A 26,334-nucleotide genomic window follows, 5' to 3' on the forward strand; every position below is an offset into this window, starting at 1 on the left:
CGGTTCCGCGCCGCCGTTCGGGCAGGTTTCCGGCGACATCGGCGCCAGGTCCTTCCATTCCGGCAAGGTCTCAAGTCCATGCGACTCTGCACGCCCGCTCACCTCTGTCTGGCGGCGACCGCCGCCGTCCTGCTCACTGGTGCTCAACCGGCGTACGCGGATGACCCGGCGCCCGCCTGTGCCGCGCCCGACGACCACACCTTCCCGCTCACCACCCGCATCCACGGCGGGCCCGACTCCTACACGGCCGGGGGCGGATTCGGGACCTGGTACGTCGAGCTGACCAACACCACCGACCGGACCTGCTCGGGCATCCACCCCGTCGTCGTGCTCGTCGACGACCGGCGCGCCCTGGAGCCGTCCCAGCCGCGGCTGGAGTTCTTCGAGGGCGCGCGGGCCCGTCCCGTGCGGTTCGAGAAGACCGGCGAGGACGAACTCGTCGGGGCGTTCGCGGACGACGCGGGAGGCTTCGGCGGGTTCACCGTCGGCCCGGGCAGGACCGTCACGGTGAAGGTGCGGCTCGCGGTCACCTCGGACGCCGTCGCCAACGACGTCACCGCCAACGCGGCCGTCGTACAGCGGCACGACGACGACGGCGACTGGGTGGGGCAGTCCAACGACTACCGGTTCGCCGTCGAGGGCGGCGGGGCGGGGGACGACGGCGGCACCGGCACCGTGCCGGAGGGCGACGCCACCGCCCCGCCCCGCGAGGACCGGTTCCCGTTCGCCGAGGAGCTGGCCCGGACCGGATCCGGCGGCCGGGTCGCCGCGGCCGCCGCGGCCCTGCTGCTCGCCGGGGGCGGGGCGCTGCTCCTCGCGCGCCGCCGTCACTGAACCGCCGTCCCGCCTGTCGGGATGCCATGAGCGGCCCATTCCGCAAGATCCCGCCACTGTTTAGGCTGGGGCGACGCAGGACCGCGTACGGCAGGGAGATCCCGCACATGGCAGACCGCAAGCCCATCGAGTCGTGGCTCACCGACATGGACGGGGTGCTCATCCACGAGGGCGTCCCGATCCCCGGCGCCGACGCCTTCCTGAAGAAGCTGCGCGAGTCCGGGAAGCCCTTCCTGGTGCTCACCAACAACTCGATCTACACCCCGCGCGACCTGCACGCCCGGCTGCGCCGCATGGGCCTGGAGGTGCCGATCGAGAGCATCTGGACCTCGGCCCTGGCCACGGCCCAGTTCCTGGACGACCAGCGGCCGGGCGGCTCCGCGTACGTCATCGGCGAGGCCGGGCTGACCACCGCGCTGCACGACATCGGCTACATCCTGACCGACCACGAGCCGGACTACGTCGTCCTCGGCGAGACCCGCACGTACTCCTTCGAGGCCATGACGAAGGCGGTCCGGCTCATCCTCGGCGGCGCACGCTTCATCTGCACCAACCCGGACGAGACCGGCCCGTCCACCGAGGGCCCGCTGCCCGCGACCGGCGCGGTGGCCGCGCTGATCACCCAGGCCACGGGCAAGAAGCCGTACTTCGCGGGCAAGCCGAACCCGCTGATGATGCGGACCGGGCTGAACGCCATCGGGGCGCACTCCGAGACCAGCGCGATGATCGGCGACCGCATGGACACCGACGTGCTGGCCGGCATGGAGGCCGGGATGCAGACGTTCCTGGTGCTCACCGGCCTGACCCGGCCCGACCAGGTCGACGGCTTCCCGTACCGGCCGTCGCAGGTCGTGGACTCGATCGCGGACCTGGTCGACCGGGTCTGAACCCGGCCCCGGCGGACGGCGTCCCGGGACCCAAACCCGTCGTCACCCGTACGGAGCAGCCGCCGCGTCCCTGCGGATGCGGTCGGCGACCGCGCGGGGGAGGCTCCAGGCGTCTGGAGGTTCACGATGGGTTCCCTGAGAGTCACTCTCTGCACGACCGTCCTGGCCGCGGCCGCCCTGACCCCGGCGGCGTACGCGGCGGACACGGGGGGCGTCTCGGTGATCCCGGCGACCCCCGCGCCCGGCAGTGACGTCACGCTCCGCGTGACCGGCTGCGCGCAGCGGACGGCCGTCGCCGCGTCGGCGGCGTTCGTCGCGGACGCCCGGCTCACCGTCACCGTCACCGACGGCGACCGCGAGCTGGTCGGCGAGAGCCGCGTCCGCTCCACGCTCACGGCGGGGACGTACGCCGTGAAGGTCACCTGCGGGGACGCCGAACGGACCGGCACGCTCACCGTCCGGGACGGCGACCGGCGGCGCGCCGCCGTTCCGGGAGCCGGCGGGCAGTCGGCCGCGTCGGGGGACGGCGGGCACTCAACCACATCCGGGGACGACGGGCAGTCGGCCGCATCGGGAGCCGGCGCCGAATCGTCCGGGCCCGAGGTGTCCGGGCCCGAGGTGTCCGGGCCCGAGGCGTCCGGGCCCGAGGACTCCGAGCTCCAGGCGTCCGGGCCCGAGGCGTCCGGGCCGCCGAGCCCGCACGCCTCCCCCGTCGCCCCCGTGCAGGCGGGCGGTGGCGGCGCCGCCGACCTGGTCGCCGCCGAGGAACGCGGGGCCGGGCCGGGCACGGCCCAGGGCGTGACCGGCCTGGTGCTCGCGGGAGTGGCCGCGGTGGTCGTCGCGCTGGGCGGTGTCCGCCGGAGCCGCAGAACGGACTGACCATGTCCGACCAGGAACAGAGGTTCTCCGCGGGCACCGGCCGCCTGCTGGCCGGCGTGGCCTGGGTGGTGCTGCTGCTCGGGCTGTGGCTGTGGGGCCGCGAGGTCACCGACGTACGGCACGGCATGTCCGCCCCCACCACGGGCGACATGGCGGCGGCCGGCCGGCCCCCGGACGTGAAGCTGCCCCCCGCCCACCGCCCCCTCGCCGACGCGCTGCCGCAGCGCGTCGACATCCCCGGGCTCGGCGTCCAGGCACCCGTCGTGGCGCGCGGCCTGGACGCGCGCGGGGCGCTCGACCCGCCGCCGTACGACCAGCCGGGCGTGGTCGGCTGGTACGCGGGCGGCGTGGCCCCCGGGGCGCCCGGCACCGCGCTCCTGGTCGGCCACGTCGACACCGACACCCGCCCGGCCGTCTTCTACAAGGTCAGCGCCATGCGGCCGGGCCAGACAATCCGGGTGATCCGGGCCGACGCCAAGGTCGCCGAGTTCACCGTCGAGTCGGTCCAGGTCCTCACCCGCGACCGCTTCGACGCCCACCAGGCGTACGGCCCACGCCAGTCGGGCCGGGCCGAGCTGCGGCTGGTCACCTGCGGCGGCAGCTTCGACCGCACGACCCGCAGCTACACGGCGAACGTGGTGGTGTCGGCGTACCTCACGGGAACCGGCCTGTGAGGCGCCCACCCAGCCCGGTCGACGGCCCGCTCCCCCTGAAGCCGCCGACCGGGCCGGTCCTCGACCGCGCGCGCACGGGCCGCGGGAGTGACCCGGCGAGCTGCGCGGGAGGCCGCGGGAGCACGGTGGGTGAATCTCTGGCCGGAGGCCGGGCCCGGCTGAGAAGACTCTAGAACCAAAGGGCCGCCCGGGCCTAGAGGTTGAATAACGCCAAGTCCCGACACGGTGGCTCTGCGTCATCCGCGCAGGTCGGGTTCGGCCTCGTGGGTGCCGCGGGACGTATGTCAGGATTGAGACTTGGAACGGTGCACCCAAGGGGGAGTTGGATGTACGGCAGCAGGGGGGAAGGGGCGTCCGCGGGGAGGCGGATGTCCGCGGTGGTGCTGGGGGCGGCACTGCTGATCACGGGGTGTTCCTCGGACGACGGGGGAGACGAACCGGACAAGAGCGCCGGATCGGGCGCAGGGATCACGCAACAGCCCAAGGAGACCGCCCCGTTCTGGGTCAACCCGGACGGCACCGCGGCCCGGCAGGTCGCCGCCCTGGAGAAGTCCGGCAAGAAGCAGGACGCCGAGGAGATCCGCAAGATCGCCGAGCAGCCGGTCGCCGAGTGGATCGGCCCGGACAACCCCCAGGAGCAGACCCGGGGCTTCACCGAGGCCGCCGACAAGGCGGGCCGTACGGCCCTGCTCGTCCTCTACAACATCCCGCACCGCGACTGCGGCCAGTACTCCCAGGGCGGCGCCGCCGACGGCAACGCCTACCGCGAGTGGGTCGACGGCGTGGCCGCGGGCATCGGCGACCGGCCGGCCACGGTCATCCTCGAGCCGGACGCCCTGCTCCACCTCGTGGACGGCTGCACCCCGGAGCAGTTCCACGAGGAGCGCTACGACCTCCTCAAGGGCGCCGTCGCCAAGCTGAAGTCCCTGAAGAACACGAAGGTCTACCTCGACGCGGGCAACGCCGGCTGGCAGAACCCCGACCAGATCTTCGAGCCCCTGAACCGCGCGGGCATCGCCCAGGCCGACGGCTTCTCGGTCAACGTCTCCAACTTCTACTCCACCGAGGACTCCATCGCCTACGGCAAGCAGCTCTCCGCCAAGGTCGGCGGCAAGCACTTCGTCATCGACACCAGCCGCAACGGCAAGGGCCCGTACACCGAGGGCAACCCGGACGAGCGCTGGTGCAACCCGCCCGGCCGCGCCCTCGGCGAGACCCCGACGACGAAGACGGCCGACCCGCTGGTCGACGCCTACCTGTGGGTCAAGCGGCCCGGCGAGTCGGACGGCGAGTGCAAGGGCGGCCCGAAGGCGGGCCAGTGGTGGGAGGACTACGCGCTGAAGCTGGCGAAGGCCAGCTCCTAGCAGACGTCCTCGACCTGGTCGGGGTCGACCGCCACCTCCCTCTCCCTCTCGGTCAGTTCCCGCTGCGCGAGGCTGCACAAGCGGTCGGCCCACCGGTCGGGGTCGAGGGGGACCACGGAGGTTCGTGACCCGTCGATCATGGTCAGGTTCCTGCCGTCGGTGCTCGGGGAGAGGACCGATCCGTAGCCGACGTAGTAGCGGTAGGTGTCCTGGCGGTCGGTCACGTCCCAGACGACCTGTTCGCCGGCGGCGGTGGTGGTGTGGAGCCCGCGGTTGCCGAGGAAGCGGCCGAGATAGTAGACGCCGTTGGTGGTGAGGGTCTGTTTCCAGACCTTCTTCCGCACGTCCCACAGGTGCACCGAGCCGCCGGCATACTGCACGGCGAGCAGCTTTCCGTCGGGGGAGAGGCTGAAGGAACGGATCGGCCGGTCGCGTCGGCCGTCGGGATCCTTCTCGAACCACTTCGTGAACTCGCCGGTGGTGAAGTCCCAGACCCCGACCTCCTCCAGCGTGCGCACCAGTGCCTGCGGTTTGCCGGGGACGGCGGTGGCGAAGGTGCCCGCGGCTTCGTTGGCGAGTTGCTCGGCTGCCTGGGCCCTGGGCTGGTAGGTCTCACCGTCCGGCTTGCCGGTGTCGAGCCGCCAGCGGGAGACGTACGACAGTCCCGAGATCACGGCATGGTCGTCGTCGGAGAAGCTCAGGTTGATCCAGGACGGGACGAGCCCTGTGGTGGGGTCCGGGCCGGAAGCCGTGATGCCCTCGGGGGCGGGCAGTTCGAGGACGTGCTCCTCCCTGAGCGAGTTGCCCTCGATCCGCCAGACGAGGACCGTCCGCTCGTCCTGGGCGATGGTCAGCATCCGCCGTCCGTCCGGGCTGAAGGCCGCGTACATACGGGCCAGCGGCCGGGACGGACGCGCGGTCGCGAGGAGGCGGTGGTCGGCCAGGTTCCACAGCTGGAGTCCGGTGCCCTTGGAGTCGACGACGGCCATCCTGCCGCTCGGCCCGTCCGGTGTGCGGATGCGGTTGAGCAGGGCGTTGGTGTCGAACGAGGTGGGCGGCCGGACCCGTACGGTGACGATGCTGCCGCCGACCGCGACGGCCGCGCGCAGGTCATTGGGAGGCCCGGCGAGCGCGACCGCGGGGGAGTTCGCCCTTCCGGTGACGTTCTGGTCCTCCGGAGCGGTGGCGGGTGCGTCGAACGTGGCCGGCCAGCCGTTCTCCAGGTCGAGGACGAGGAACCGCGTCCGGCCGAGGTCCGTGCCGATACGGCCGGTGGGGTTGACGAGGTAGCGACCCGAGGCGTCCAGCCGGGGCGTGTTGAGCGGGCACAACCCCTGGAAGCTGCTGTTGCTCCAGTTCCGGAACCGCTTGGGCGATGAACCCAGCCGCCACGCCTCGAGCACCCCTTGGGTGGTGCAGGTGACCAGGACGGCGCCGTTGCCGCTGACCGTCGCGGAGGCCGTGACCTGCTCGCCCCAGGGGCGGTTCAGCGTGCCGCTCTCGAACTGCCAGGAGACCAGCCGGCCCCGCACGTCGTCCACGGCGGCGTCCTTGGGCACGATCCGCGCCACCACCGTGCCGTCCGCGCCGAACCAGGCCTGTGCCGCGTCCCAGTCCTTCGGCGGGACGAGCGTACGGCCCGTGCGGCGGCCGTCCTCCGCGTTCCAAACGAGCACGCCCTCGCGGGGAATCGCGGCGAGGATCCGCTTCCCGTCCCCGTCGAAACGCAGGTCGTGGACTCCGCGCGGATTCTCCTCGACCGCCTTGCCTTCCCGGAGGGTGATGAGCCGCGGGACATCCGAGGAGGACGGCACCCCGAGGGAGATCACGCCCCAGTCGGTCGCCCGGGCCACGGTCCGGCCGTCGGGTGAGACCGCGATACGTTCGTTGTTGCTTCGCTTCGTGAACTTGACGGGCTTGGGCCGGGCCGTGCCGCGCAGGTCCATTTTCACGAAGTCGCCGTTGGCCAGCACGGCGTACGCGAACGTGCCGTCCTCCGTGAGCGCCACGTCCTCGACCTCGTTACGCCCCTCCATCACCACCCGCTCCACATCCTGCAACCGCAGATACTGCGCCAGCAGCGCGGAACGGGCGTCCGGCCGCGCCTCCGCCCGGTACGCCCCGACCGTGTACAGCGAAGACACCGTCAGGGACGCGCCGTCCAGACTCGCGGCCTGCTGCGCCAGCCGGTCCGAGGCGAGGCGCCGCTGCTCCGTCAGCAGGTTCAGATACAGCACGGACACCACGGCCGCCGCCACCACGGACAGGACGGTGACGACGGCCCACAGCATCCGCAGATACCGCTTCCGGCGCTCGGATCTCGCGGCCTCGGCCGTCTTGCGCTCCCGCAGCCGGACACTCGCCTCGATGAACTCCCGGTCCTCATCGGTCAGTTCGCCCGGACGGTCGGCCAGCCACCGCTCCGCCACCGGAAGCGCCGGATCCTCCAGCAGCAGCCCGTCCGGCCGCCCGGCCCGCCACCAGCGGCTCCGGTCGTAGCGGAGTTCGCCGCGCCAGGTGAGGAACGTACGGTCGTTCTCCACCTGCTCGGCCAGGGGCTGCCAGTGCTCGATGAGGGCCTCGTGGGCCAGCTCGACCGTCTCGCCGCGCTCGGGGTCCGCGCCGAGGACGAGGACCCGGGCCTCGGCCAGCTCGCGGGCGATGGCCCACCGCTCCTCGCCCGCGTCACGGCGGGCGAGCCGGGCGCGCAGGGCCGTGCCGCTGCCGGGCGGGACCTGGACCAGCGCGCGCAGCAGCCCGGTCGCGGCCTCCGGCGTCGCCCCGTGCAGCGCCCGCTGCCACGCCGAGTCGGCCCGGCTGCTCAGCACGCCGCCCAGGCCGCCCAGTTCGCGGTAGGTGTCGAGGCGGAGCCGACCGCCGACCTGCCGGTCCCACAGGGTGGTCAGGACGAAGCCGAGCAGCGGCAGGGCGCCGGGGCGGCCCGCCGCGTCCTCGATGAGCCGGTCGGCCAGTCCGCTGTCGTACTCCACACCCGGGAAGGCCCGCAGCGGCAGCCTGACCACCTCGGTGAGCTGCTCGCGGGTCATCAGGCCCAGCTGGTGCGCGGGCGCCCCGCCGACCAGGCGGCTCAGCTCCGGGTGGCGCAGGGCCGCGTCCTGGAAGTCGGTCCGCAGCGCCACCAGCACCGCCACGCCGGGGTGGCGGGCGGCGTCGAGGAGCGCGTCCACCAGGGCGCGCAGCTCCTCCTCGGGGCGCAGCAGCAGCGCCTCCGCCTGGTCGACGGCCAGCACGAGCCCGCGAGCGGACCGGTGCTCGCGCAGGGCCTCCCGGACCGAGGTGGCGTCCGGCAGACGGCCCTCCGCGCGCAGGGTGACGACCTCCACGTCCCGTTCCTTCAGACGGGGCAGTACGCCCGCCATGAGCAGGGAGGACTTGCCGGAGCCGGACGGGCCGGTCAGGGTCACGCAGCCCTCGGGCGTCCCGTGCGGGCACAGCAGGCCGGTGACGGCGTCGACGTCCTCGTCCCGGCCGAAGAAGTGCGCGCTGTGCTCCTCGGTGTACGGGCGCAGTCCGGGGAAGGGGGAGGAGGGCGCGAGGAGTTCGGCCAGGGTGGGCAGTTCGTCGAGGATCGTGCGGGTCGGGATGCAGAAGCTCTGCCCCCGGTGCGCCGGCGAGATCGAGGCGACGATGCCGACGACGGCACCGAGGTCGGCGTCCCACACGGCGGCGCCGCTGAAGCCGGGCTGGATCGGGTCGCTCTGGCCGTCGAGCGGGGACATCTGCAGGCGGCCCGTGCTGGTGCGGGCGCGGAGGCGGGCGGTGTGCCAGCCTCCGCCCGTGTCGTCCCTGGGCAGTCCGAAAACGATGGCCGGATGGTCCCAGACGTCCCGGGGCGCCACCATGACGACGGGCCGGGCCTCGGGCAGCGGGCGGGCCAGCGACAGGACGGCCACGTCCCCGGTGCCGTTCGCGCGCACCGGCGCCCAGTCGCGGACGACGGCCTCCACCGACTCGCCCTCCCGGAGGACGAGGGTGACGCGCACGAGCCCGTCGGGCCGCTCCTGCCGCCGCTCCGGCAGGCCCAGCGCGTCCAGCACGACATGGGCGCAGGTCAGCACCAGGGTGGGCGCGATGACCGCCCCCAGGCCGCCGATGTGCCCGTCCGCGCCCATGACCTGGACGGTCGCGGCGGCCAGGACCTCCTCGGCCACCGGACCCGACGTGGTCGACTCGGTCATCTCCCGTTTCCCCCGCCACCGTTGACCACACGTGCCGATCTCGTACCGAGAGCACACCACGTGCCCTGTGCAGGTCAAGCCCGTTTCCCGTCAACGGCCCTCGCGGGAGGACATGCGAAAGGGGCGCCCTCCACACCGGAGAGCGCCCCAACCGATCGACGTCTAGGGCACCTTGACCCACTGCGCCTTGCTCGGCGTCCCCCGGTCGTCCGTCACGAACAGCATGTACCAGCCCGCCTGGACCAGGTTCCGGTTCTCCGGCATGGTCACCGTCAGCTTGTCGCCGGACGCCTCGAAGTCCAGCGCGATGGACCGCTGGTCGACGTCCGTGACGTGCGTGGCGGCGCTCGGCCGGATCAGCCGGACCTTCTTGACCTTCGCCGCGTCCGACGAGGTGAACGTCCCCGTCCCGCCGCGCTCGATGGTCTGCGGCCCGCCCGACAGCGAGGGCCGGTCGCCGTCGCCGTAGAGGTACGGCGGGGTGTAGATCTCGATGCGCTGCTCGAACTTGCCCGGCTTGGTGTTGGCCTTGTCGGCGTACAGCGAGTCGGAGCCGAAGAACATCACGCGCCCGTCGGGCAGCAGGATCGATCCGGAGTGGTAGTTGCGGCCGACCAGCGGGTCGGCGACCCGCTTGAGTTCGTTCTTCTCCGTGTCGTACAGCCGCGCCTCGAAGATGTTGGAGTCGCTGCGGCCCCGGTAGTCCTCCGAGCCGCCGGAGATCAGCACGCTGTCGTCGGGCAGGATCGAGGCGTTCGGGTAGCGCGTGCCCTTGTCGAGCGAGGGGCCGTCCACGAAGCGCGGGGCGTCGTCCTTCAGGTCGACGATCCGGGTCTTCTCGCTGGACTCCTGGGACTCGCCGACGCCACCGCCGCCGATCACCATGTACTTCTCGTCCTGCGCCGGCGGCAGCAGCACCGTGCCGGACGTCTCCATCAGCTTGGGGTCGCTCAGCCCGGGCACCTTGGTGAACTTGTTGCTGTCCACGTCCCAGATGCCGGGGTCGCGGCCCACGTTGTCCGGCCCGTAGCCCGCGTTGGAGCCCGAGTAGAAGACCTTGCCGTTCTGCATGAGGAACAGCGCCGGGTAGGTCGGGAACTGCCGGACCTTGTCGGTGTAGGTCCACTTCTTGGTCTTCGGGTCGAAGATCTCGTTCTTGCCCGGGACCAGCTGGCCGATGTCGTCGAGGCCGGAGACGCTGAGGATCCTCCCGTCGCTCAGGGTGGTGAGCGTGGGGTACCAGCGGGCCTCCTTCATCGGGTCGACCTTGATGTACTTCTCGGCCACGGGGTCGAACTCGAAGGCGTCCCGGATCCCCTGGAAGTCCTTCTTGTCGAGGGCGAGCTTCTGCGCGATGCCGTAGGTGTTGCGCGCGTCGGCGCCCTTCAGGCCGTGCACGCGGTAGTTGTCCTGCGTGCCCGTCTCGAACTTCTTGCCCCGCTTCTGCGCCTCGACGTAGATCCGGCCGAGGCCGGGGTCGTTGCGCAGGAACTTGCCGGTCGCCTTGTCGAAGACCTTCTTGGCGCGCGGCACGAGCACCGGGTCCTTCGAGACGAAGGTCTTGCCGTTCTCCTTGCCCGTGAACTTCGTGCCGGCGGGCAGCGTGATCGGCTTGTCCGGGTTCTCGTTGTGGACGATCATCAGGCCGCCGGCCTTGGTGACGTCACCCTTGAGCTTCTCGTACCGCTTGGTGCCGCCCGCGATCAGCAGGTTGCCGTTGGCGAGCTGGGTGTGGCCGGTGCAGAACAGGTCGCTGGGCGTGGGGACCTTCTTGATCGTGCCCTTGACCGGGTCCCAGATGCGGGTGTCGAACTTCTTCGCGTCGAAGTTGTCCTGGTTGTTGCCCGACCCCGCGACGAGCAGCACCTTGCCGGTGCGCAGCAGCGCCGCGTGGATCGTGTTCTGCCGGTACTCCTCGGGAAACTCGATGATCTCCCACTTGCCGTTCGCGGCCTTGTACTCCGGCTGGTTGATCTTGTACTGGTGGTATTTCTCGGTGCTGAAGCGGTAGAGCCACGGCCCGTTCATCCCGGCCAGCGCGAGTACCACCGCCGTGCCGATCGCGAGTCGACGGGCCCGGCGGCGGCCTGCACGGTCGTTCATTCCTTACGTCCCCCAAGTCCACCAAGGGCGATCTGCATGGTCTGGTCGGTTCCCCCGACCTCCCCGTTGCCGCCAGGGGTGGCGGCCCAACTGGGCTTGTTCTGCGGGGCGTGCGGCGCCTGCTGCTGCGGGATGGGCAGCGGCTGCGTCCGGTGCGGCCCGGTAGGGTCCTGCGGCTGCTCCGCGGCGTGGCGGCCGGGCTTCTTCGCGTCCTGCCGCAGCTGCCAGCGCCAGGCGAAGATCGGCGAGGCGGTGATGAGCAGCGCGAACGTCGCCCAGATGATCATCGCGGGGTGGGAGTTCCCGAAGACGAAGCCCGCCGCGATCGAGGCGGCGAAGATCAGGATGAAGTACCAGTGGTAGCGGAACGTGGCGAACCAGCGGTCCGGGCTCGCCGAATCGCCCTTGGGGGTGACCACGAACTTGCTCTTGCGCCGCAGCACCGAGTCGATCAGCGCCTTCGCGTACAGCGGCGCCGACAGCGCGGACATCACCATGCCGGCCACACCGCCGGAGCCCTCCGGCTCGTGCGGCGAGACGTTGTGCCGGCGGTTCCAGACGTAGAGGCCGATCTGCAGGGCGGAGGCGTTGCCGTAGAGCATCAGCCAGACCGCCGGGTCGATGTTCACACCCGAGGCGCCCAGGCCCAGGAACAGCGCACAGCTGAGCGCCGCCAGGATCCAGTTCAGGGCCGACATCGGGTAGAAGATGATCATCATGGTGTAGTTGAAGAGCTTGCTCGGCGGCAGCGAGTACCAGCCCTTCCAGTACTGCCCGATGATCGTCTCGTACGTCCCTCGCGACCAGCGCATCTGCTGGGTGAAGAAGTCCGTCCAGGCGCTCGGGCCCTCACCGACCGCGAGCACGTCCGGCGTGTACACCGAGCGCCACTTCTTCCCCGTCGCCGGGTTCTTGTGGCGGTGCATCTCGAAGCCGGTCGCCATGTCCTCGGTGATCGAGTCGTACAGGCCGCCGATCTGCTTCAGCGCCTTGATGCGCACGGCGTTGGAGGTGCCGACGAACATCGGGGAGCCGTAGCGGTTGCCGGCGCGCTGGATCAGCGCGTGGAAGAGGAACTGCTGCGACTCGGCGGCCTTGGTGATGGGGTTGTCGTAGTTGCCGTAGACCTGCGGGCCGATGACGAAGCCGACGTCCGGGTCGCGGAAGAAGCCGAGCATCCGCTCCAGGTAGTTGGGCAGCGGCACGTGGTCGGTGTCGACCGAGGCGAAGAAGTCGTAGTCGTCGCCGTGGGCTTCCAGCCAGGCGTTGTAGTTGCCGTGCTTTGTCTTGGCGCGGTGCGGGCCCTTGGCCTGGTTCCACTTCGCGACGCCCTTGCGGGAGAAGTGGTGCACGCCGAGGCGCTCGCAGACCGCCTTCACCTCGGGGTCGTCGCCCTCGTCGAGCAGCCACACGTGCATGAGGCCCCGGTGGCGGATCTTCACCGCGGCCTCGAGCGTCTTCGTCACCATCTCCAGCGGCTCCTTGCCGGGCACGAAGGAGGTGAGGAAGGCCACTCTGGTGCCGACCTCGGGCACCACCGGGATCGGGTCGCGGGCGACCAGCGTGGCGTGCGCGTTGGACAGCACGTTCATGCAGCGGAAGAACTCGATCAGGCCGATCGAGACGAGCATGACGACGTCGAGCGCCGGCAGCCAGTCGAAGGCCGGGTAGTCGCGCTCGGTCCAGTGCTCGGGCTGCAGCAGCCAGAACAGCAGCACCAGGGACAGTACCGGGGCCGCGGCCAGCATCAGGGCGACCCGGATGCGGTGCGGCTCCTGCGAGATCAGCGAGCGGTACTGCACCTTGTACGGCTTGCCCGGATCGGGCTGGGTGAGGGGACCCGCGAGCCGGCTGTAATGCTCGTAGTCGTATCTCGGCAGCGTCTTCTTGATCCGCCGGAATGTCCCCGTGGTGCTCATCCGATGCGTCGGCACCCTGAGCTGGGTGGTCTGGGACGGGTCGTGGTCCTGCCGGGCGCCCGTCGGCCTCGACGTCATGAGTCATCCCCCCACACGCGGAACAGCCGCGTGTTTCGTCGCTTCCTACCGTCTGCGACAGGTCCCCCTCGACCTTCACAGACGTATCAGTGGTGGGTCGCTGTCACCACGTCATCCACACCCTATAGACACGGCAACGCGACCTTCCGGTTGCATGATGCCCCCCTCGGCATCGCTTCATGAACGGGGCCCCTACCCCCGCTCGATCCGCAACCGGCTCCGAATCCCCCCAACTGCCGCGAAACCGCAGCATCTTGAAAAACCAGATAACCAGGGTTCTACGGCGTTCATCATGATCGCAAGATGCGAAACGCGGTGTTTACCGGTCATACGCGTTCATTGTGGCGGGTGTGGGGACTCTGTGGAGCCGGTGTGGACAGGCGGGCGCGGATGTTGCCGAAGTGCTCCCTTATGGCCTCCTCCGCCCGCATCGAGTCGCCGGACCGGACCGCGTCGAGGATCTCCCGGTGCTGCCGGCAGGTCACCTTCGGGTCCTGCGGCTCGCCCCCGAGGTCCGTGCGGACCCGGTGGAAGGCGTCCCAGAAGGCTTCCAGGACCTCGCTCAGCAGCACGTTGTCCAGCCCCCGGTAGAGGGTGGCGTGGAAGGCCCGGTCGGTCTCGGCGAGGCCGGCTCCGCGCGCGGCCTGCTCTTCCATACGGTCGACGAGCGCGTCCAGTTCAACGAGGTCCGCGCGCGGTATCCGCCCCGCGAGCCGGGAGACGAGCCCGGTCTCCACGGCCTCGCGGAGTTCGAGCAGCTGGAGCAGGGAGTCCTCGCCCCGGTAGTGCCCGGCGACCGTGCGGAAGGCGAGGCCCTCGATCATCGGTGCGAGTGACATCGGGCCGACATACGTCCCGAACCCGTGCCGGATCTCCACGATGCCCATGGCCTGGAGCGCCTTCAGCGCCTCCCGCACCGAGTTCCGGCTCGCGCCGAGGTACTCCATCAGCTCGGGCTCGGTCGGCAGCGGGGCCCCGGAGGCCAGCCGGCGGTCGATGATGAGCTTCTTGATCCGCTCCTGGAGGTCACGCGCTGCCATGGCGAGAGGGTATCCGGCCAATCGCACGGTGGGCCGGGTTCCGGCCATACAGGGGAGGCACGCGGGGGCAGCGGGCATACAAGAAGGCCCCTCGCTTCCACGAGGGGCCTTCCGGTCGGTGCGATCGAGCCACGCCGCGCTTCGGTCCCGGGGCGCCGTGACGCCGAGGGGAGGGGGTGTGGGTGGCGGAGCCCCCACGGCGCGCTGCGGAGCCGCGCAGAAACGACGATGGCGGCTTGCGTTCGCGTTGTCTGCGAACACAAGCCGCCACCGGCATCGTGCGCCGCCAGGGACTCGAACCCCGGACCCGCTGATTAAGAGTCAGCTGCTCTAACCAACTGAGCTAGCGGCGCCTGCTGACGTCGTAACTCTACAGGACGTCCGAGGGTGCTCCCGACCACCGCCCTGGGGCCGGGGCGGCTCCCGGAAGGCCCCCGCGTACATCATTCGGACCGTCAGCATGCGCGTGCGGAAGACAGTTGCGAAACTGACGACGCGCGCCCGGACGTGCACGGGTGCCGCATTTTCCGCCGGAAGTGTGAGGGGAATCGCATGGAGTCTCCGGTATTCGAGGAAATCGACCCCGCGAGCGACTGCGACTGCCCCGGCTGCGTCCACTGGCGCCGCGTCCTGCCGCATTCCCCGGCCGGCCGCACCACCGCCCACCCGGCCGCGCACCGCGCCCTCGCCCTGGCCGCCGCGGCGTCCGCCGCACTCGGCGCCGGGCATGCCGCACCGGCCGCCGCCGCCCCGCACGCCCCTCACCGCCAGGGCGTTTCCGCAGGTGAGGAGCCTGAGACCCCACAGGGCGAGAAGGCCCCGCTGCACGGCCCCGGAGGTCGGCCCGCCAAGCCCGCGGCCGGCCCCAAGCGCTCCGCCATCACCCGCGCGGAGATCATCAAGCGGGCCAAGACCTGGGTCGCCGCGAAAGTGCCGTACAGCATGACCGCCTACTGGTCCGACGGTTACCGGCAGGACTGTTCGGGCTATGTCTCGATGGCCTGGCAGCTGCCCCGGAACGAATGGACGGGCAATCTCGCCCAGTACGGGGAGCGGATTTCCAAGGAGGAACTCCAGCCGGGCGACATTCTGCTGTTCCACAATGCGTCCGACCCCGACAAAGGCTCGCACGTCACCATTTTCGGCGGCTGGACGGACTACACGCACAGCTACTACATCGCCTACGAGCAGACCCGCCCGCACACCCGCCGGCAGTCCACCCCGTACGCGTACTGGAGCGATTCCGACCAGTACGTCCCCTACCGCTACAAGAACGTCGCCCTTCAGGAGCCGGAGCCCGAGCCCGAGCCGGACAGCGGGAAGCCCGGCGCCCCGGCGGCCACGCCCTACCCGGGAGCGGCGTATTTCGGCCCCGGCGCGCACAACAAGTACGTCACGCTGCTCGGCCGCATGCTCGTCGCGCGCGGGGCCGGGGCCGCCTACGCCTCGGGTCCGGGACCGCGCTGGACGGACGCGGACCGGCGGGCGACCCGGGCCTTCCAGCTGGCCCAGGGCTGGACCGGCGCGGACGCGGACGGCCTGCCCGGGCCGCGCACCTGGGAGCTGCTGGTCACGGGCCGGGGCAAGGACGTGAAGGACGGGGCGGTCGGACCCCCGCCCTCCTCGCACGGTGTCCCCGGCTATCCCGGCCGGGCGATGTTCCGGCCCGGCGCCAGCAACACGTACGTCACCCGGCTCGGGAGGCAGCTGGTGCGCAAGGGATTCGGCAGGTTCTACACCGTCGGGCCGGGGCCGCGCTGGGGCGAGGCGGACCGGCGTGCCGTCGAGGCCTTCCAGCGCACCCAGGGCTGGCGGGGTGGCGCGGCGGACGGCTACCCGGGGCCGGAGACCTGGCGCCGGCTCTTCTCGTAGGCCCGGCCGACGGGTCCCGAACCCCGGTCGGGCCCTTCCGGCGGGTCCCGCACCCGGCACCGGGAACCATCAGTGACGCATCTGGCGCGGAGGCTGGAGGCACGCATGAGTACGACCACTTCCCACACGTCCGAGCCCGACGGACCGGCCGAGGGGCCGGCCCGGCCCACCCGGCTCATCCAGAACGAGGCCACCACCGAGATCCCCGTCCACCTGCTGTTCCGTGACGACCCCGACCCGGCCACGGTGGCGCTCAAGCCCGCGGTGGTGAGCCGCAGGCAGGGCACGGGGGAGCAGCCGCGCCTGCGGCGCGCGGTCGCCGCGGCACCGCGGCCCGTGCCGCAGGTCGACCCCGACCTGGTGGAGCGGCCGGCCCGGGTGCTGCCCGGTGCGGCGGGCGTGCTGGCCGGGGCGTGCGGGGCGGCCGGCTGCGTGGCCACCTCCTGGTGGGCCGGGGTGCTGCCACCGCTCGCCCTGGAGGCGCTGCGGCTGCCCGCGCACGCCGGGGCCGGGCTCGGCCCCGCGCAGTGGGCGGCGTACGCGGGAGCCGTGGCGCTCGTGCTGTTCGGGTTCGGCGGGCTGGCCCGGGGCCGCACCGGGCGGGCCTGGGTGCTGGACCTGTTCGGCCGCTACCGGGGGACCGTCCGGCGCTCCGGCCTGCTGTGGGTCAACCCGCTGCTGCTGCGGCGCCGGGTGGACGTGCGGCTGCGGCACTGGCGCAGCGAGCCGGTGCCCGCGGCCGACGGAGGCGGTGTCGCGCTGCGGGTGGTGGTCCTGGTGGTGTGGCGGGTGCGGGACACCGCGCGGGCCACGCTGGGGGTCGAGGACCACGAGAGGTACCTGCGCGAGTGCGTGGAGGCGGCGCTGGCCCGGGTGCCGGTGGAGCTGCCGGGCGCGGCGAAGGGGGCCGGGGACGCGGCGGCCGAGGCACTGACCCGGCTGGTGGCGGCCGACGCGGCACCCGTCGGGCTGGAGGTGTTCTCGGTGCAGCCGGTCCGGGTGGAGTACGCCCCGGAGGTGGCCGCCGCGATGCACCGCCGCCGGATCGCCGCGCTGGACGCCCAGCACCGGGCGAGCGTGCTCACCTCGGTCGTCGACTCGGTGGAGGACACGGTGACCCGGCTGACCATGCGGGGTCTGGTCGAACTCGACGACTACGAGCGGAAGGTGCTGGTGAAGGACCTGACGGTGGCGTTCTGCGCGGGCCGCGGAGAAACAACCCCGTGATTGGTATGGACATGTTCATCTCACGTCCCTACATTCAAACTTGGTCTAGACCTACCTGCACGTCAGCTCACTGAAACCCCCACGTCTCCAGGAGCGGCAGCATGCGTACAAGGACCAAGTTGTCCGCGATCGCGGTGGGACTGGCCACGACCGGAGCCCTCGTACTCTCCTCCGGCGGCGCCAGCGGCCACGGCTACACCGACCTCCCCATCAGCAGGCAGAAGCTCTGCCAGAACGGCACCGTGACCAACTGCGGCGCCATCCAGTGGGAACCGCAGAGTGTCGAGGGCCCGAAGGGCTTCCCGGCCTCCGGTCCCGCCGACGGACAGATATGCAACGCCGGCCTCGGCCACTTCAGCCAGCTCAGCGCACCGCGGACGCCGTCCGGCGGCGCCTGGCCCGCCACGAAGGTGACGGGCGGCCAGAACTACACGTTCCGCTGGCAGTTCACGGCCATGCACGCCACGACCGACTTCAAGTACTACATCACCAAGCCGGGCTGGAACCAGAACCACAACCTGTCCCGGTCCGACCTCAACCTCACGCCGTTCTTCACGGTGCCGTACAACGGGCAGCGCCCGCCGTCGACCCTCTCCCACACGGGCAGGCTGCCGTCCGGGCTCAGCGGACGGCACGTCATCGTCGCGGTGTGGACGATCGCCGACACGGCCAACGCGTTCTACGCCTGCTCGGACGTCACCTTCTGAACCTCTGAGGTTCTCTTGAGTCACCGGTGCGGCCGGCGTGGGTACGTTCCTGCCACGCCGGCCGATCGGGGCCGGCGCATCGACTGCGGGGGATGCGCGATGCACCTGATCTTCTACGTCGTGCCCGGCCTGATCACGGCCCTGGCGGTCTTCATGGCCTACCGCGTGGTCCGGCGCTGGCTGCAGATCCGGGGCGCGTGGAACAGCGGCCTGACGGCCGAGGCCCGGTGCCTGCGGGCGTTCACGGCGGTGAGCGGCGGCCACGGCGACACCTCGGTCCGCACCACGTTCCACCACGTCTACGAGTTCATCGCCCACGACGGCCGGGTCATCCGCTTCGAGGAGGAGGGCGGCCCCGCGACGACCGTCGAGGGCGACTACGTCACGGTCCACTACACCGACGGCCGCCAGGTCGTGGCCACGGCCCAGCCGCCGAGCCGGGTGAGGCAGGCCATGACCACCGTCGGCATCCTGGCGTTCCTCGGCGTGGTCGTCGTCTTCTGCGCCGGCTTCGTCACCGCGTACGGCCAGACCTTCGGCCCGTACGGCGACTCCGTCTTCAGCGTCGACAGCGGGACGTCCGTGGCGCCCTGACCCTCCACATCTGACGCGCCGTCAACTAACGTGCGCGCCCATGGACTCCAGGGCGAGCACGGTCGCGGAACTCGTGGCCGCCCGGTGGGGCGACCACCGGCCGGGGCTGTGGTGCGGAGAACTGGTGCTGACCCACCACGAGGTGGCGGCCGGGGCCGCGGCCCGGGCGGCCCTGCTGGCCGAGTGGCTGCCGCCGGGCGCCGCACCCCACATCGGCGTACTGCTCGACAACACGCCCGAGTTCCCCCTGTGGCTGGGCGCGGCGGCCCTGGCCGGGGCGGCGGTCGCCGGCGTCAACCCCACCCGCCGGGGCGCCGAACTCGCCCGCGACATCCTGCATACCGAGTGCCGGATCCTGATCACCGAGCGGGCCCACCTGCGGCTCCTCCAGGACCTGGACCTGCCCGGCGTCCGCCTGCTGGTGACGGACGAGGCGGACTGCGCCGAACTCCTCGCGCCCTACGCGGACGCCCGGCCGGACGCCTCCCGCGCCACGCCCCGCGACCGCCTCCTGCTCTACTTCACGTCCGGCTCGACCGGCGCGCCCAAGGCCGCGCTCTGCTCCCAGGGGCGACTGGCCGCCGCCGGACACGCGCTGGCCGGGCAGTTCTCCCTGGGCCCGGACGACGTCCACTACCTCTGCATGCCGATGTTCCACGGCAACGCGGTGATCGCCGGCTGGGCGCCCGCGCTGGTGACGGGGGCGGGAGTGGCGCTGCGCCGCCGCTTCTCGGCGTCCCGCTTCCTGCCGGACGTGCGCCGGTACGGGGCGACGTACTTCACGTACGTCGGCCGGGCGATCCAGTACGTGCTGGCAACCGAGCCGGGACCGGACGACCGGGACAACCCGCTCCGGCTGGGGTTCGGCACCGAGGCGGGCGCGGTGGACGCGGCGGCGTTCGCGCGGCGGTTCGGGGTGCGGCTGGTGGAGGGGTACGGCTCGTCGGAGGGCGGGGCGGCTGTGCAGTGGTCGCCGGGGACACCGCCGGGGGCGGTCGGCCGGGCGGCGCCCGGGCTGGTCGTCCTCCACCCGGAGACCCGCGAGGAGTGCCCGCCGGCCCGCTTCGACGCGGCGGGACGGCTGCTCAACGGGGACGAGGCGATCGGCGAGCTCGTCAACCGGGGCCCGAGCCCCTTCGAGGGGTACTGGCGCAACCCGGCGGCGGAGGCGGAGCGGCGCCGGGGAGGCTGGTACTGGACGGGCGACCTCTTCTACCGGGACGGCGAGGGCTACCTCTACTTCGCCGGCCGCACCGACGACCGCCTCCGCGTCGACGGCGAGAACCTGGCCGCCGCGATGATCGAGAACATCCTCGCCCGCTACGAGGGTGCCGCCGCGGTCGCCGTGTACGCGGTGCCGGACCCGGTGACCGGGGACCAGGTCATGGCCACGATCGCCGGCAGCTTCGACCCGGAGGGGTTCACGGCGTTCCTGCGCGCGCAGCCCGACCTCGGGACGAAGATGGCGCCCCGGTTCGTGCGGGTGGTGGAGCGGATGCCGGTGACGGCGACGAACAAGATCCACCGGGCGGCTCTGCGCAGGGAGGGTGTCCGGTGCGCGGATCCCGTGTGGTGGCGGCCGCCCGGAGCACCGACGTATCGCCCGCTGACCAGGGAAGACGTCGAAGGGCCCCTTGCTCCCACAAGAGGCCCTTCGGCAGGGGGTGTGGGTGGCGGAGCCCCCACGACGCGCGGCGAAGCCGCGCAATAACAGAGATGGCGAGGTGGTTCGCGCTTTCTGCGAACACGCCTCGCCATCGTCATCGTGCGCCGCCAGGGACTCGAACCCCGGACCCGCTGATTAAGAGTCAGCTGCTCTAACCAACTGAGCTAGCGGCGCATGACTCCCGCCGACCGCCGGAACGTGTTCCGCGGTGGGCGACGCAGAAAATAGTACCTGCTCCCGAGGGGTGCTCCGAACCACCCGGCGCGGCGCTAGATCGCCATGGACAGCAGGACCGGCGCGGCGTTGCGGTTGAGGGTGTCCGCGGCCTGGCGCAGGCGGTGGGCGTGCTCGACCGGGAGGGACAGGGCCAGGCAGCCCACCGTGGAGCCGGCTGTGATGGGGACGGCCGCGCAGACCGTGCCGACCGCGTACTCCTGGAGGTCCAGGACGGGCACGGTGGGCGGCTGGGCCTCCAGCCGGGAGAGCAGCAGCCGGTCGCTGGTGATCGTGCGCGAGGTGAGGCGGGCCATCTTGTGCCGGGCGAGGTGGTCGCGGCGGCCGGCGTGGTCGAGCTGGGTGAGCAGGCTCTTGCCGATGGCGGTGGCGTGGGCCGAGGAGCGGAAGTCGACCCACTCGTTGACCTTGGGGGTGGCCGGGCTGTCGGCGTACTGGGTGACGCTGATCTCGCCGTCGACGTAGCGGCTCATGTAGACGGCGGCGCCGACCGAGTCGCGCAGCCGGTCGAGGGTGTGCTGGAGCTTGTCGCGCAGGGCCTGCTCGCGGTGGTGGGCGGAGCCGAGGCGGGCCAGGGTCTCGCCCGCGACGTAGGCGCCGTCGGCGATCTGCTCGACGTAGCCCTCGCGGCGCAGCATGCGCAGCAGCGCGGTCAGCCGCTCCGGTCCGATGCCGGTGCGCCGGGCGAGCTCGGCGTCGGTGACGCCGGAACTGTCCCGCGCCACCGTCTCCAGGACGCGCAGGGCTTCCTGGGCCGAGTGGTAGGGGGTGGTCGGCTCGTGCGTCAGCGCCACGGTGGTCTCCCCTGCGCTTGCTCTGAGGGCCGTAATCCGGTCAGTGAACCTTTCTCAGGTTAACCGGCAAAGAGCCTGTGCGGAGCGGGGGTTGACAAGATTCCCGGGCGTCCGGACCGGGGCATCGACCCGCTGGCATATGCCATGAGCATGCCCCGGCCCGGCGATCCGGCATTCCGCCTGGTCACCGCCCGTAGTCACAGCACTGCGCTGAGAAACTCCCGCGTCCGGTCCTTCTCCGGCTCGCTGAAGATCTTCTCCGGCGGGCCCGCCTCGATGATCCGACCCGAGTCGAACATCAGTACCTGGTCGGAGATGTCCCGGGCGAAGTTCATCTCGTGGGTCACGCAGAGCATCGTGATGTCGGTGGAGCGGGCGATGTCCCTGAGCACGTCGAGCACGCCCGCGACCAGCTCCGGGTCGAGCGCGGACGTCACCTCGTCGAGCAGCAGCACCTGCGGGCGCATCGCCAGCGCCCGGGCGATCGCCACCCGCTGCTGCTGGCCGCCGGACAGCTGCGCCGGGTGCTTGTCGAGGTGGTCGGTCAGCCCGACCAGCTCCAGCAGCTCGCGCGCCCGCTCCTCGGCGGCGTCCTTGGACATGCCGAGGACCGTGACCGGCGCCTCGGTGATGTTGCGCAGGACCGTCATGTTCGGGAACAGGTTGAACTGCTGGAACACCATCCCGATCTTCTTGCGGACCTCGCGGACCTGCTTCTCGGGCGCCGGGAACAGCCGCTCCCCGTCCACGGTGATCGTGCCCTCGTCGGGCTTGGTCAGCGTCATCAGCAGCCGCAGGATCGTGGTCTTGCCGGATCCGGACGGGCCGATCAGTGTGACGTGCTTGCCGGCGTCCACGGAGAAGTCCAGATGGTCCAGGACCGTGTGGTCGCCGAACCGCTTGGTGACCTGCTCCAGCCGGATCAGCTCGCCGCCGCTCCTGGTCGGGTTCTTCTCGGGGTTGGGGAGAGTGTCAGTGGACAAGGCGTCGCTCCAGAACTCGCAGGGCAAGGGAGGCCAGGTAGGAAATGACGATGAAGGCCACTCCGATCACCGTCAGCGGCTCGGTGAACTGGAAGTGCTCCTGCGAGAACAGGCGCGCGTGGCCGAGCATCTCCAGGACGGTGATCGCCATCAGCATCGGCGTGTCCTTGAGCATCGCGATGACGTAGTTGCCGAGCGCGGGCACGACCCGGCGCACCGCCTGCGGCAGGATCACCGCCGTCCACGTCCGCCGCAGCGGCAGGTTCAGCGCCGTCGCCGCCTCCCACTGGCCGGCCGGCACGGCCTCGATACCGGCCCGGTAGACCTGCATGGTGTACGTCGAGTAGTGCAGCCCGATCGCGAAGACACCGGTGGTCAGCGCCGAGAACGTCAGGCCCCACTCGGGCAGCACGTAGAAGAGGAAGAACAGCTGCACCAGCAGCGGGGTGTTGCGGACGAACTCCGTGACCGCCCCGACCGGCCAGGTCACCCAGCGCGACGGCACCCGCATCAGCAGCGCCCACACCAGGCCCAGCACGAAGGAGATCAGCGAGCCGATCACCAGGATCTGCAGGGTGACCAGCAGGCCTTCCCAGAAGTCCGGCATGAAGTCGGAGACCGCGCTCCAGTCCCACTTCATCAGACGGCACCCCCCACGTTGGTCGTCTCGGGGCGCTTCAGCTCAAGGTCGGGGCTGCGCTCCGGTGTCTTTCCGACACCCGCCTTGAGCTTCTTCTCCAGACCGCGCATGACCCGCGTGAGCAGGAAGGCGATCACGAAGTAGATGAGCAGGATGTACGTGTAGATCTCCGCGCTCTCCTGGAGCGCCAGACGCACCAGGTTGCCGCTGAACGCCAGGTCGCCCATGCCCATGATCGACACCAGGGCGGTGCCCTTGAGCAGTTCGATCAGCAGGTTGGAGAACGGCGGGATCATCTCCGGCACCGCCTGCGGCAGCAGGATCAGCTTCATCCGCTGCCACGGCGTGAAGCTGAGCGCGATCCCGCCCTCCTTCTGCGCCGGGTCGACCGCGTTCAGCGCGCCGCGCACGATCTCCGAGCCGTACGCCCCGTAGGTCAGGCCGAGCGCCAGCGTGCCCGCCCACAGCGGCACCAGCTGCCAGCCGAAGGCCGGGGGCAGCACGAAGAACACCCAGAAGATCATCACCAGCGCCGAGGTCCCGCGGAACACCTCGGTGTAGAAGCCCGCGAGGAAGCGGACGATCCACAGCCGGTGGGTGCGCGCGACGCCGACCACGAAGGAGACGGCGGCCGCCAGCAGCGCGCTGCAGACGAGCAGCTGGATCGTCACCCAGACGCCCTTGAGTACCAGTTCCCAGAGTCCCGAGGTCATCCGCCGCACAGCTCCTTCGCGGTCAGATCCGTCATCTCGGCCTCGGTGAAACCGAACGGCTTGAGGATGCGGAAGAGTTCGCCGCTCTTCTTGAGCTTGCGCAGCTCCACGTTGAAGGCGTCCCGCAGGTTCGTCTCGGTCGGCCGGAACGCGAAGGCGCCTCCGTCGACGTGCGGCTTGCCGCCCACGAGCGGCTTGAAGGGCTCGGTGGCCTCCGCCTTGGCGGACTTCTTCACCACCTCGCGCACGGTGAGCGCCGTACCGGCGAAGACGTCCACGCGCCCCGCCTCGACCGCGTTCAGGCCCGCGACCTGGTCCGGGACGATGAGGATGTCGCTCTCCTTGTACCCCGCCTCGACGGCGTACTGGATCTCGGCGTAGCCGGTCCCGGTGGCGAACTTCGCCTTCTTCTCGACGACGTCCTTGTAACTGCGCAGCCCCTTCGGGTTGCCCTTGCGGACGATGAACGCGTCGAGCATCTGGTAGTCCGGGTCGGAGAAGATGACCTGCTCGCAGCGCTCGGGGTTGACGTACATCCCGGCGGCGACGACGTCGAACTGCTGGGAGTTCAGGCCCGGGATGAGCGAGCCGAACTCGGTCGGCACGGGCTGCACCCGGTCGACGCCGAGACGCTTGAAGATCACCTTGGCGAGTTCCGGTGCCTCGCCGGTCAGTTCGCCGTTCTTGTCGATGAAGCCGAACGGGATCTCGCCGGCGATGCCGAGCCGGACGACGCCCGCTGCCCGGAGCCGGTCGAGGAGGTCGCCGCCCTCGACGTCCGAGGCGGTGGCGACCCGGCTGCATCCGGCGGCGCCCACTGCGCCGAGCGCCGCGACCCCCGCGAGCAGCGACCGGCGTGTGGGCCCGGATATGGCCTGGGGTAGGGGTTCGGGTTTTCTCGATGGGCTTCTGCGTGGTGGAGCCATGGGCGCGCGGCTACCCGACCGCATGCGAGTTATGCCGATCTTTTCAAGCCCCGCACTCTCCCCGCGCGCCCTTGACCGCGGGGGCGGGGGGCACTCCCATGGAGGGCATGGCTGATCGCTACATCGAAGTCTCGCTGGTCAAGCGCGACGTGACCTGCACGGCCAGGCTGCTGGACGACCGCGCGCCGATCACCTGCGCGGCCGTCTGGGATTCCCTTCCGCTGGCCGGCGACGTCTACCACGCGAAGTACGCGCGCAACGAGATCTACGCCCTTTTCCCGCCTTTCGCCGCAACCGAGCCACCCCTGGAAAACCCGACCGTCACCCCCATTCCGGGCGATCTGTGTTATTTCACCTTCGCCGGTGCGGAGTTGGGGACCACGTCCTACGGCTACGACCGCGAGGTCCGCGCCGGCACCACGCTCGTGGACCTGGCCCTGTTCTACGAGCGCAACAACCTGCTGCTGAACGGCGATGTCGGCTGGGTGCCGGGCATCGTCTGGGGCCAGGTCGTCGACGGCCTGGACGCCATGGCCGAGGCGTGCAACGACCTGTGGCGGTCGGGAGCGGCGGGGGAGACGCTCAGCTTCCGGAGGGCGTAGGCCGGCCGGCCGTCGCCACCCCGGCCTCGTACAGCGCGTGCGCCGCCCGCAGCACCAGATCGTCCCGGTGCCGGGCGGCCACGAGCTGCAGTCCGATCGGCAGCCCGTCCCCGTCGGCGCCGACCGGCACGCTCGCCGCGGGCTGCTGCGTCATGTTGAACGGGTACGTGAACGGGGTCCAGCCCGTCCAGCGCCGGTGGCCGGATCCTTTCGGCACCTCGGTGCCCGCCTCGAACGCCGTGATCGGCAGGGTCGGGGTGACGAGCAGGTCGTAGGTGTCGTGGAAGCGGCCCATCCGGCGGCCCAGGTCCATCCGGACGTCCACCGCGGCCAGATACTCCAGCGCCGAGTAGCGGGCGCCCCGCGCGCAGATCTCCCGCAGCCCCGGGTCCAGCGCCTCGCGCTGCCGCGGGCCCAGATGCTGCGTCACCCGGGCCGCCCCGCTGAACCACAGGGTGTGGAAGGCCTCCACCGGGTCGGTGAGGTCCGGATCGGTCTCCGTGACGTACGCGCCGAGCTCCGCCAACCGCTCCACCGCCCGCCGCACCGCCGTCGCGACCGCCGGCCGCACCGCCACCTGGCCGCCCAGCGACGGCGAGTACGCCACCCGCAGCCCGCGCACCCCGCCCGCCAGGCCCTCCGCGTACGCGCCGGGCGGCGGGGCGAGCGCCGACCAGTCACGCGAGTCCGGGTGGCCGATGACGTCCATCAGCAGCGCCGCGTCCGCCGCGTCCCGCGTCATCGGCCCGACGTGCGCCAGCGTGCCGAAGGCGCTCGCCGGATAGAGCGGCACGCGCCCGTACGTCGGCTTCAGCGCGAAGATCCCGCAGAACGACGCCGGGATCCGCACACTGCCGCCGCCGTCCGTGCCCAGCGACAGCGGTCCCGCGCCGAGCGCCACGGCCGCCGCACTGCCCCCGCTCGACCCGCCCGCGGTGCGCGCCGGGTCCCAGGGGTTGCGGGTCACACCGCTGAGCGGCGAGTCCGTCACGCCCTTCCAGCCGTACTCGGGCGTCGTCGTCTTGCCGAGGAACACCGCCCCGTGCTCCCGCAGCCGCGCCACGGACGGCGCGTCCTCGTCCCAGCGCCCCGCCGGATCCACGGCCCTCGACCCGCGCAGGGTGGGCGTCCCGCGCAGCAGCAGGATGTCCTTGACGGTGACCGGCACCCCGTCCAGCAGCCCGCGTGGCTCACCGCGCCGCCAGCGCTCCTCCGACTCCCGGGCCCGCTCCAGCGCATCCTCGGCGGTCAGCCGGACGAAGGCGTTCACCTCCGGCTGGATCGCCTCGGCCCGCTCCAGCGCCGCCCGCGTGGCCTCCACGGGACTCCACTCGCCCTTGCGGTAACCGTCGAGGAGCCGTACGGCGGTCAGCTCGGTGAGCTCGGTCATCCACCCTCC

Annotated in this window: 21 protein-coding genes and 2 tRNA genes; 11 read left to right on the forward strand and 12 right to left on the reverse strand. The window is 71.4% G+C overall.

Annotated features, from left to right (window positions below):
* The first annotated feature begins 78 nt into the window (after window positions 1-78).
* The 5 genes from ACSUPV_RS25530 (at window position 79) to ACSUPV_RS25550 (ending at window position 4,638) form a co-directional block, all read left to right on the forward strand.
* Entirely contained in the window at window positions 79-834 is a 756-nt protein-coding gene (locus ACSUPV_RS25530; RefSeq protein WP_359791304.1) for an LPXTG cell wall anchor domain-containing protein, read from the forward strand.
* A gap of 107 nt (window positions 835-941) precedes the next feature.
* The gene (locus ACSUPV_RS25535; protein ID WP_031113304.1) at window positions 942-1,721 is read left to right on the forward strand and encodes an HAD-IIA family hydrolase; all 780 of its coding nucleotides are present in this window, start codon (window positions 942-944) and stop codon (window positions 1,719-1,721) included.
* Between the two features lie 126 nt (window positions 1,722-1,847).
* The gene (locus tag ACSUPV_RS25540; RefSeq protein WP_436948622.1) at window positions 1,848-2,600 is read left to right on the forward strand and encodes a hypothetical protein; all 753 of its coding nucleotides are present in this window, start codon (window positions 1,848-1,850) and stop codon (window positions 2,598-2,600) included.
* A gap of 2 nt (window positions 2,601-2,602) precedes the next feature.
* Window positions 2,603-3,274 carry a class F sortase gene (locus tag ACSUPV_RS25545; RefSeq protein WP_031113308.1) on the forward strand — a complete coding sequence of 224 codons (672 nt, stop codon included), beginning with the start codon at window positions 2,603-2,605 and terminating at the stop codon, window positions 3,272-3,274.
* Between the two features lie 326 nt (window positions 3,275-3,600).
* Entirely contained in the window at window positions 3,601-4,638 is a 1,038-nt protein-coding gene (locus tag ACSUPV_RS25550) for a glycoside hydrolase family 6 protein (RefSeq protein ID WP_037769832.1), read from the forward strand.
* Here ACSUPV_RS25550 and ACSUPV_RS25555 read toward each other — a convergent pair.
* The 5 genes from ACSUPV_RS25555 to ACSUPV_RS25575 all read right to left on the reverse strand — a co-directional run bounded on the left by ACSUPV_RS25555 (window position 4,635) and on the right by ACSUPV_RS25575 (window position 14,330).
* Window positions 4,635-8,837 (reverse strand): nSTAND1 domain-containing NTPase, encoded by a 4,203-nt coding sequence (locus ACSUPV_RS25555; protein ID WP_436948623.1) that lies wholly within the window; start codon window positions 8,835-8,837, stop codon window positions 4,635-4,637. The two genes, ACSUPV_RS25550 and ACSUPV_RS25555, sit on opposite strands and share 4 nt — an antisense overlap.
* 162 nt (window positions 8,838-8,999) lie before the next feature.
* Window positions 9,000-10,940: a galactose oxidase-like domain-containing protein gene (locus ACSUPV_RS25560; protein WP_436948624.1), complete on the reverse strand. Its 1,941-nt coding sequence runs from the start codon at window positions 10,938-10,940 to the stop codon at window positions 9,000-9,002.
* The gene (locus ACSUPV_RS25565) at window positions 10,937-12,937 is read right to left on the reverse strand and encodes a glycosyltransferase family 2 protein (protein ID WP_436948625.1); all 2,001 of its coding nucleotides are present in this window, start codon (window positions 12,935-12,937) and stop codon (window positions 10,937-10,939) included. Before ACSUPV_RS25565 ends, ACSUPV_RS25560 begins: the two co-directional genes overlap by 4 nt.
* A gap of 326 nt (window positions 12,938-13,263) precedes the next feature.
* Window positions 13,264-13,977, reverse strand: coding sequence for a FadR/GntR family transcriptional regulator (locus ACSUPV_RS25570; protein ID WP_037769838.1), 714 nt, complete (start codon window positions 13,975-13,977; stop codon window positions 13,264-13,266).
* A gap of 279 nt (window positions 13,978-14,256) precedes the next feature.
* Window positions 14,257-14,330 (reverse strand) — tRNA-Lys (locus ACSUPV_RS25575).
* Between the two features lie 199 nt (window positions 14,331-14,529).
* Here ACSUPV_RS25575 and ACSUPV_RS25580 point away from each other — a divergent pair.
* The 5 genes from ACSUPV_RS25580 (at window position 14,530) to ACSUPV_RS25600 (ending at window position 20,088) form a co-directional block, all read left to right on the forward strand.
* The gene (locus ACSUPV_RS25580) at window positions 14,530-15,849 is read left to right on the forward strand and encodes a peptidoglycan-binding protein (protein ID WP_436948626.1); all 1,320 of its coding nucleotides are present in this window, start codon (window positions 14,530-14,532) and stop codon (window positions 15,847-15,849) included.
* Between the two features lie 105 nt (window positions 15,850-15,954).
* Entirely contained in the window at window positions 15,955-17,076 is a 1,122-nt protein-coding gene (locus ACSUPV_RS25585; protein WP_436948627.1) for an SPFH domain-containing protein, read from the forward strand.
* A gap of 101 nt (window positions 17,077-17,177) precedes the next feature.
* Window positions 17,178-17,783: a lytic polysaccharide monooxygenase auxiliary activity family 9 protein gene (locus tag ACSUPV_RS25590; RefSeq protein ID WP_436948628.1), complete on the forward strand. Its 606-nt coding sequence runs from the start codon at window positions 17,178-17,180 to the stop codon at window positions 17,781-17,783.
* Between the two features lie 99 nt (window positions 17,784-17,882).
* Window positions 17,883-18,377: a hypothetical protein gene (locus ACSUPV_RS25595; protein WP_037769848.1), complete on the forward strand. Its 495-nt coding sequence runs from the start codon at window positions 17,883-17,885 to the stop codon at window positions 18,375-18,377.
* Window positions 18,378-18,417: 40 nt separating this feature from the next.
* Entirely contained in the window at window positions 18,418-20,088 is a 1,671-nt protein-coding gene (locus ACSUPV_RS25600; RefSeq protein ID WP_436948629.1) for an AMP-binding protein, read from the forward strand.
* Window positions 20,089-20,143: 55 nt separating this feature from the next.
* On the opposite strand, the gene ACSUPV_RS25605 is transcribed toward ACSUPV_RS25600, so the two are convergent.
* From ACSUPV_RS25605 to ehuB, 6 genes are all read right to left on the reverse strand, one after another.
* Window positions 20,144-20,217: transfer RNA gene (locus ACSUPV_RS25605), tRNA-Lys, on the reverse strand.
* Between the two features lie 95 nt (window positions 20,218-20,312).
* Window positions 20,313-21,071, reverse strand: coding sequence for an IclR family transcriptional regulator (locus ACSUPV_RS25610; protein ID WP_037769850.1), 759 nt, complete (start codon window positions 21,069-21,071; stop codon window positions 20,313-20,315).
* Between the two features lie 197 nt (window positions 21,072-21,268).
* On the reverse strand, window positions 21,269-22,054 hold the full coding sequence (gene ehuA / locus ACSUPV_RS25615) for an ectoine/hydroxyectoine ABC transporter ATP-binding protein EhuA (RefSeq protein ID WP_031120872.1): 786 nt from the start codon (window positions 22,052-22,054) through the stop codon (window positions 21,269-21,271).
* The gene (ehuD, locus tag ACSUPV_RS25620; protein WP_436948630.1) at window positions 22,044-22,694 is read right to left on the reverse strand and encodes an ectoine/hydroxyectoine ABC transporter permease subunit EhuD; all 651 of its coding nucleotides are present in this window, start codon (window positions 22,692-22,694) and stop codon (window positions 22,044-22,046) included. Before ehuD ends, ehuA begins: the two co-directional genes overlap by 11 nt.
* Entirely contained in the window at window positions 22,694-23,407 is a 714-nt protein-coding gene (gene ehuC, locus ACSUPV_RS25625; RefSeq protein ID WP_436948631.1) for an ectoine/hydroxyectoine ABC transporter permease subunit EhuC, read from the reverse strand. The genes ehuD and ehuC overlap by 1 nt, the downstream gene beginning before the upstream one ends.
* Window positions 23,404-24,333: an ectoine/hydroxyectoine ABC transporter substrate-binding protein EhuB gene (ehuB, locus tag ACSUPV_RS25630; protein ID WP_436948632.1), complete on the reverse strand. Its 930-nt coding sequence runs from the start codon at window positions 24,331-24,333 to the stop codon at window positions 23,404-23,406. Before ehuB ends, ehuC begins: the two co-directional genes overlap by 4 nt.
* A 107-nt stretch (window positions 24,334-24,440) precedes the next feature.
* Between ehuB and ACSUPV_RS25635 the strand changes: the two genes are divergently transcribed.
* The gene (locus tag ACSUPV_RS25635; RefSeq protein WP_031120867.1) at window positions 24,441-24,935 is read left to right on the forward strand and encodes a DUF3830 family protein; all 495 of its coding nucleotides are present in this window, start codon (window positions 24,441-24,443) and stop codon (window positions 24,933-24,935) included.
* Here ACSUPV_RS25635 and ACSUPV_RS25640 read toward each other — a convergent pair.
* Window positions 24,916-26,325: an amidase gene (locus tag ACSUPV_RS25640; RefSeq protein WP_031120866.1), complete on the reverse strand. Its 1,410-nt coding sequence runs from the start codon at window positions 26,323-26,325 to the stop codon at window positions 24,916-24,918. The genes ACSUPV_RS25635 and ACSUPV_RS25640 overlap by 20 nt on opposite strands.
* Between the last annotated feature and the right edge of the window lie 9 nt (window positions 26,326-26,334).

It is taken from the genome of Streptomyces sp. SudanB52_2052 (genome assembly GCF_964272415.1).
GTDB classification, from domain to species: domain Bacteria; phylum Actinomycetota; class Actinomycetes; order Streptomycetales; family Streptomycetaceae; genus Streptomyces; species Streptomyces olindensis.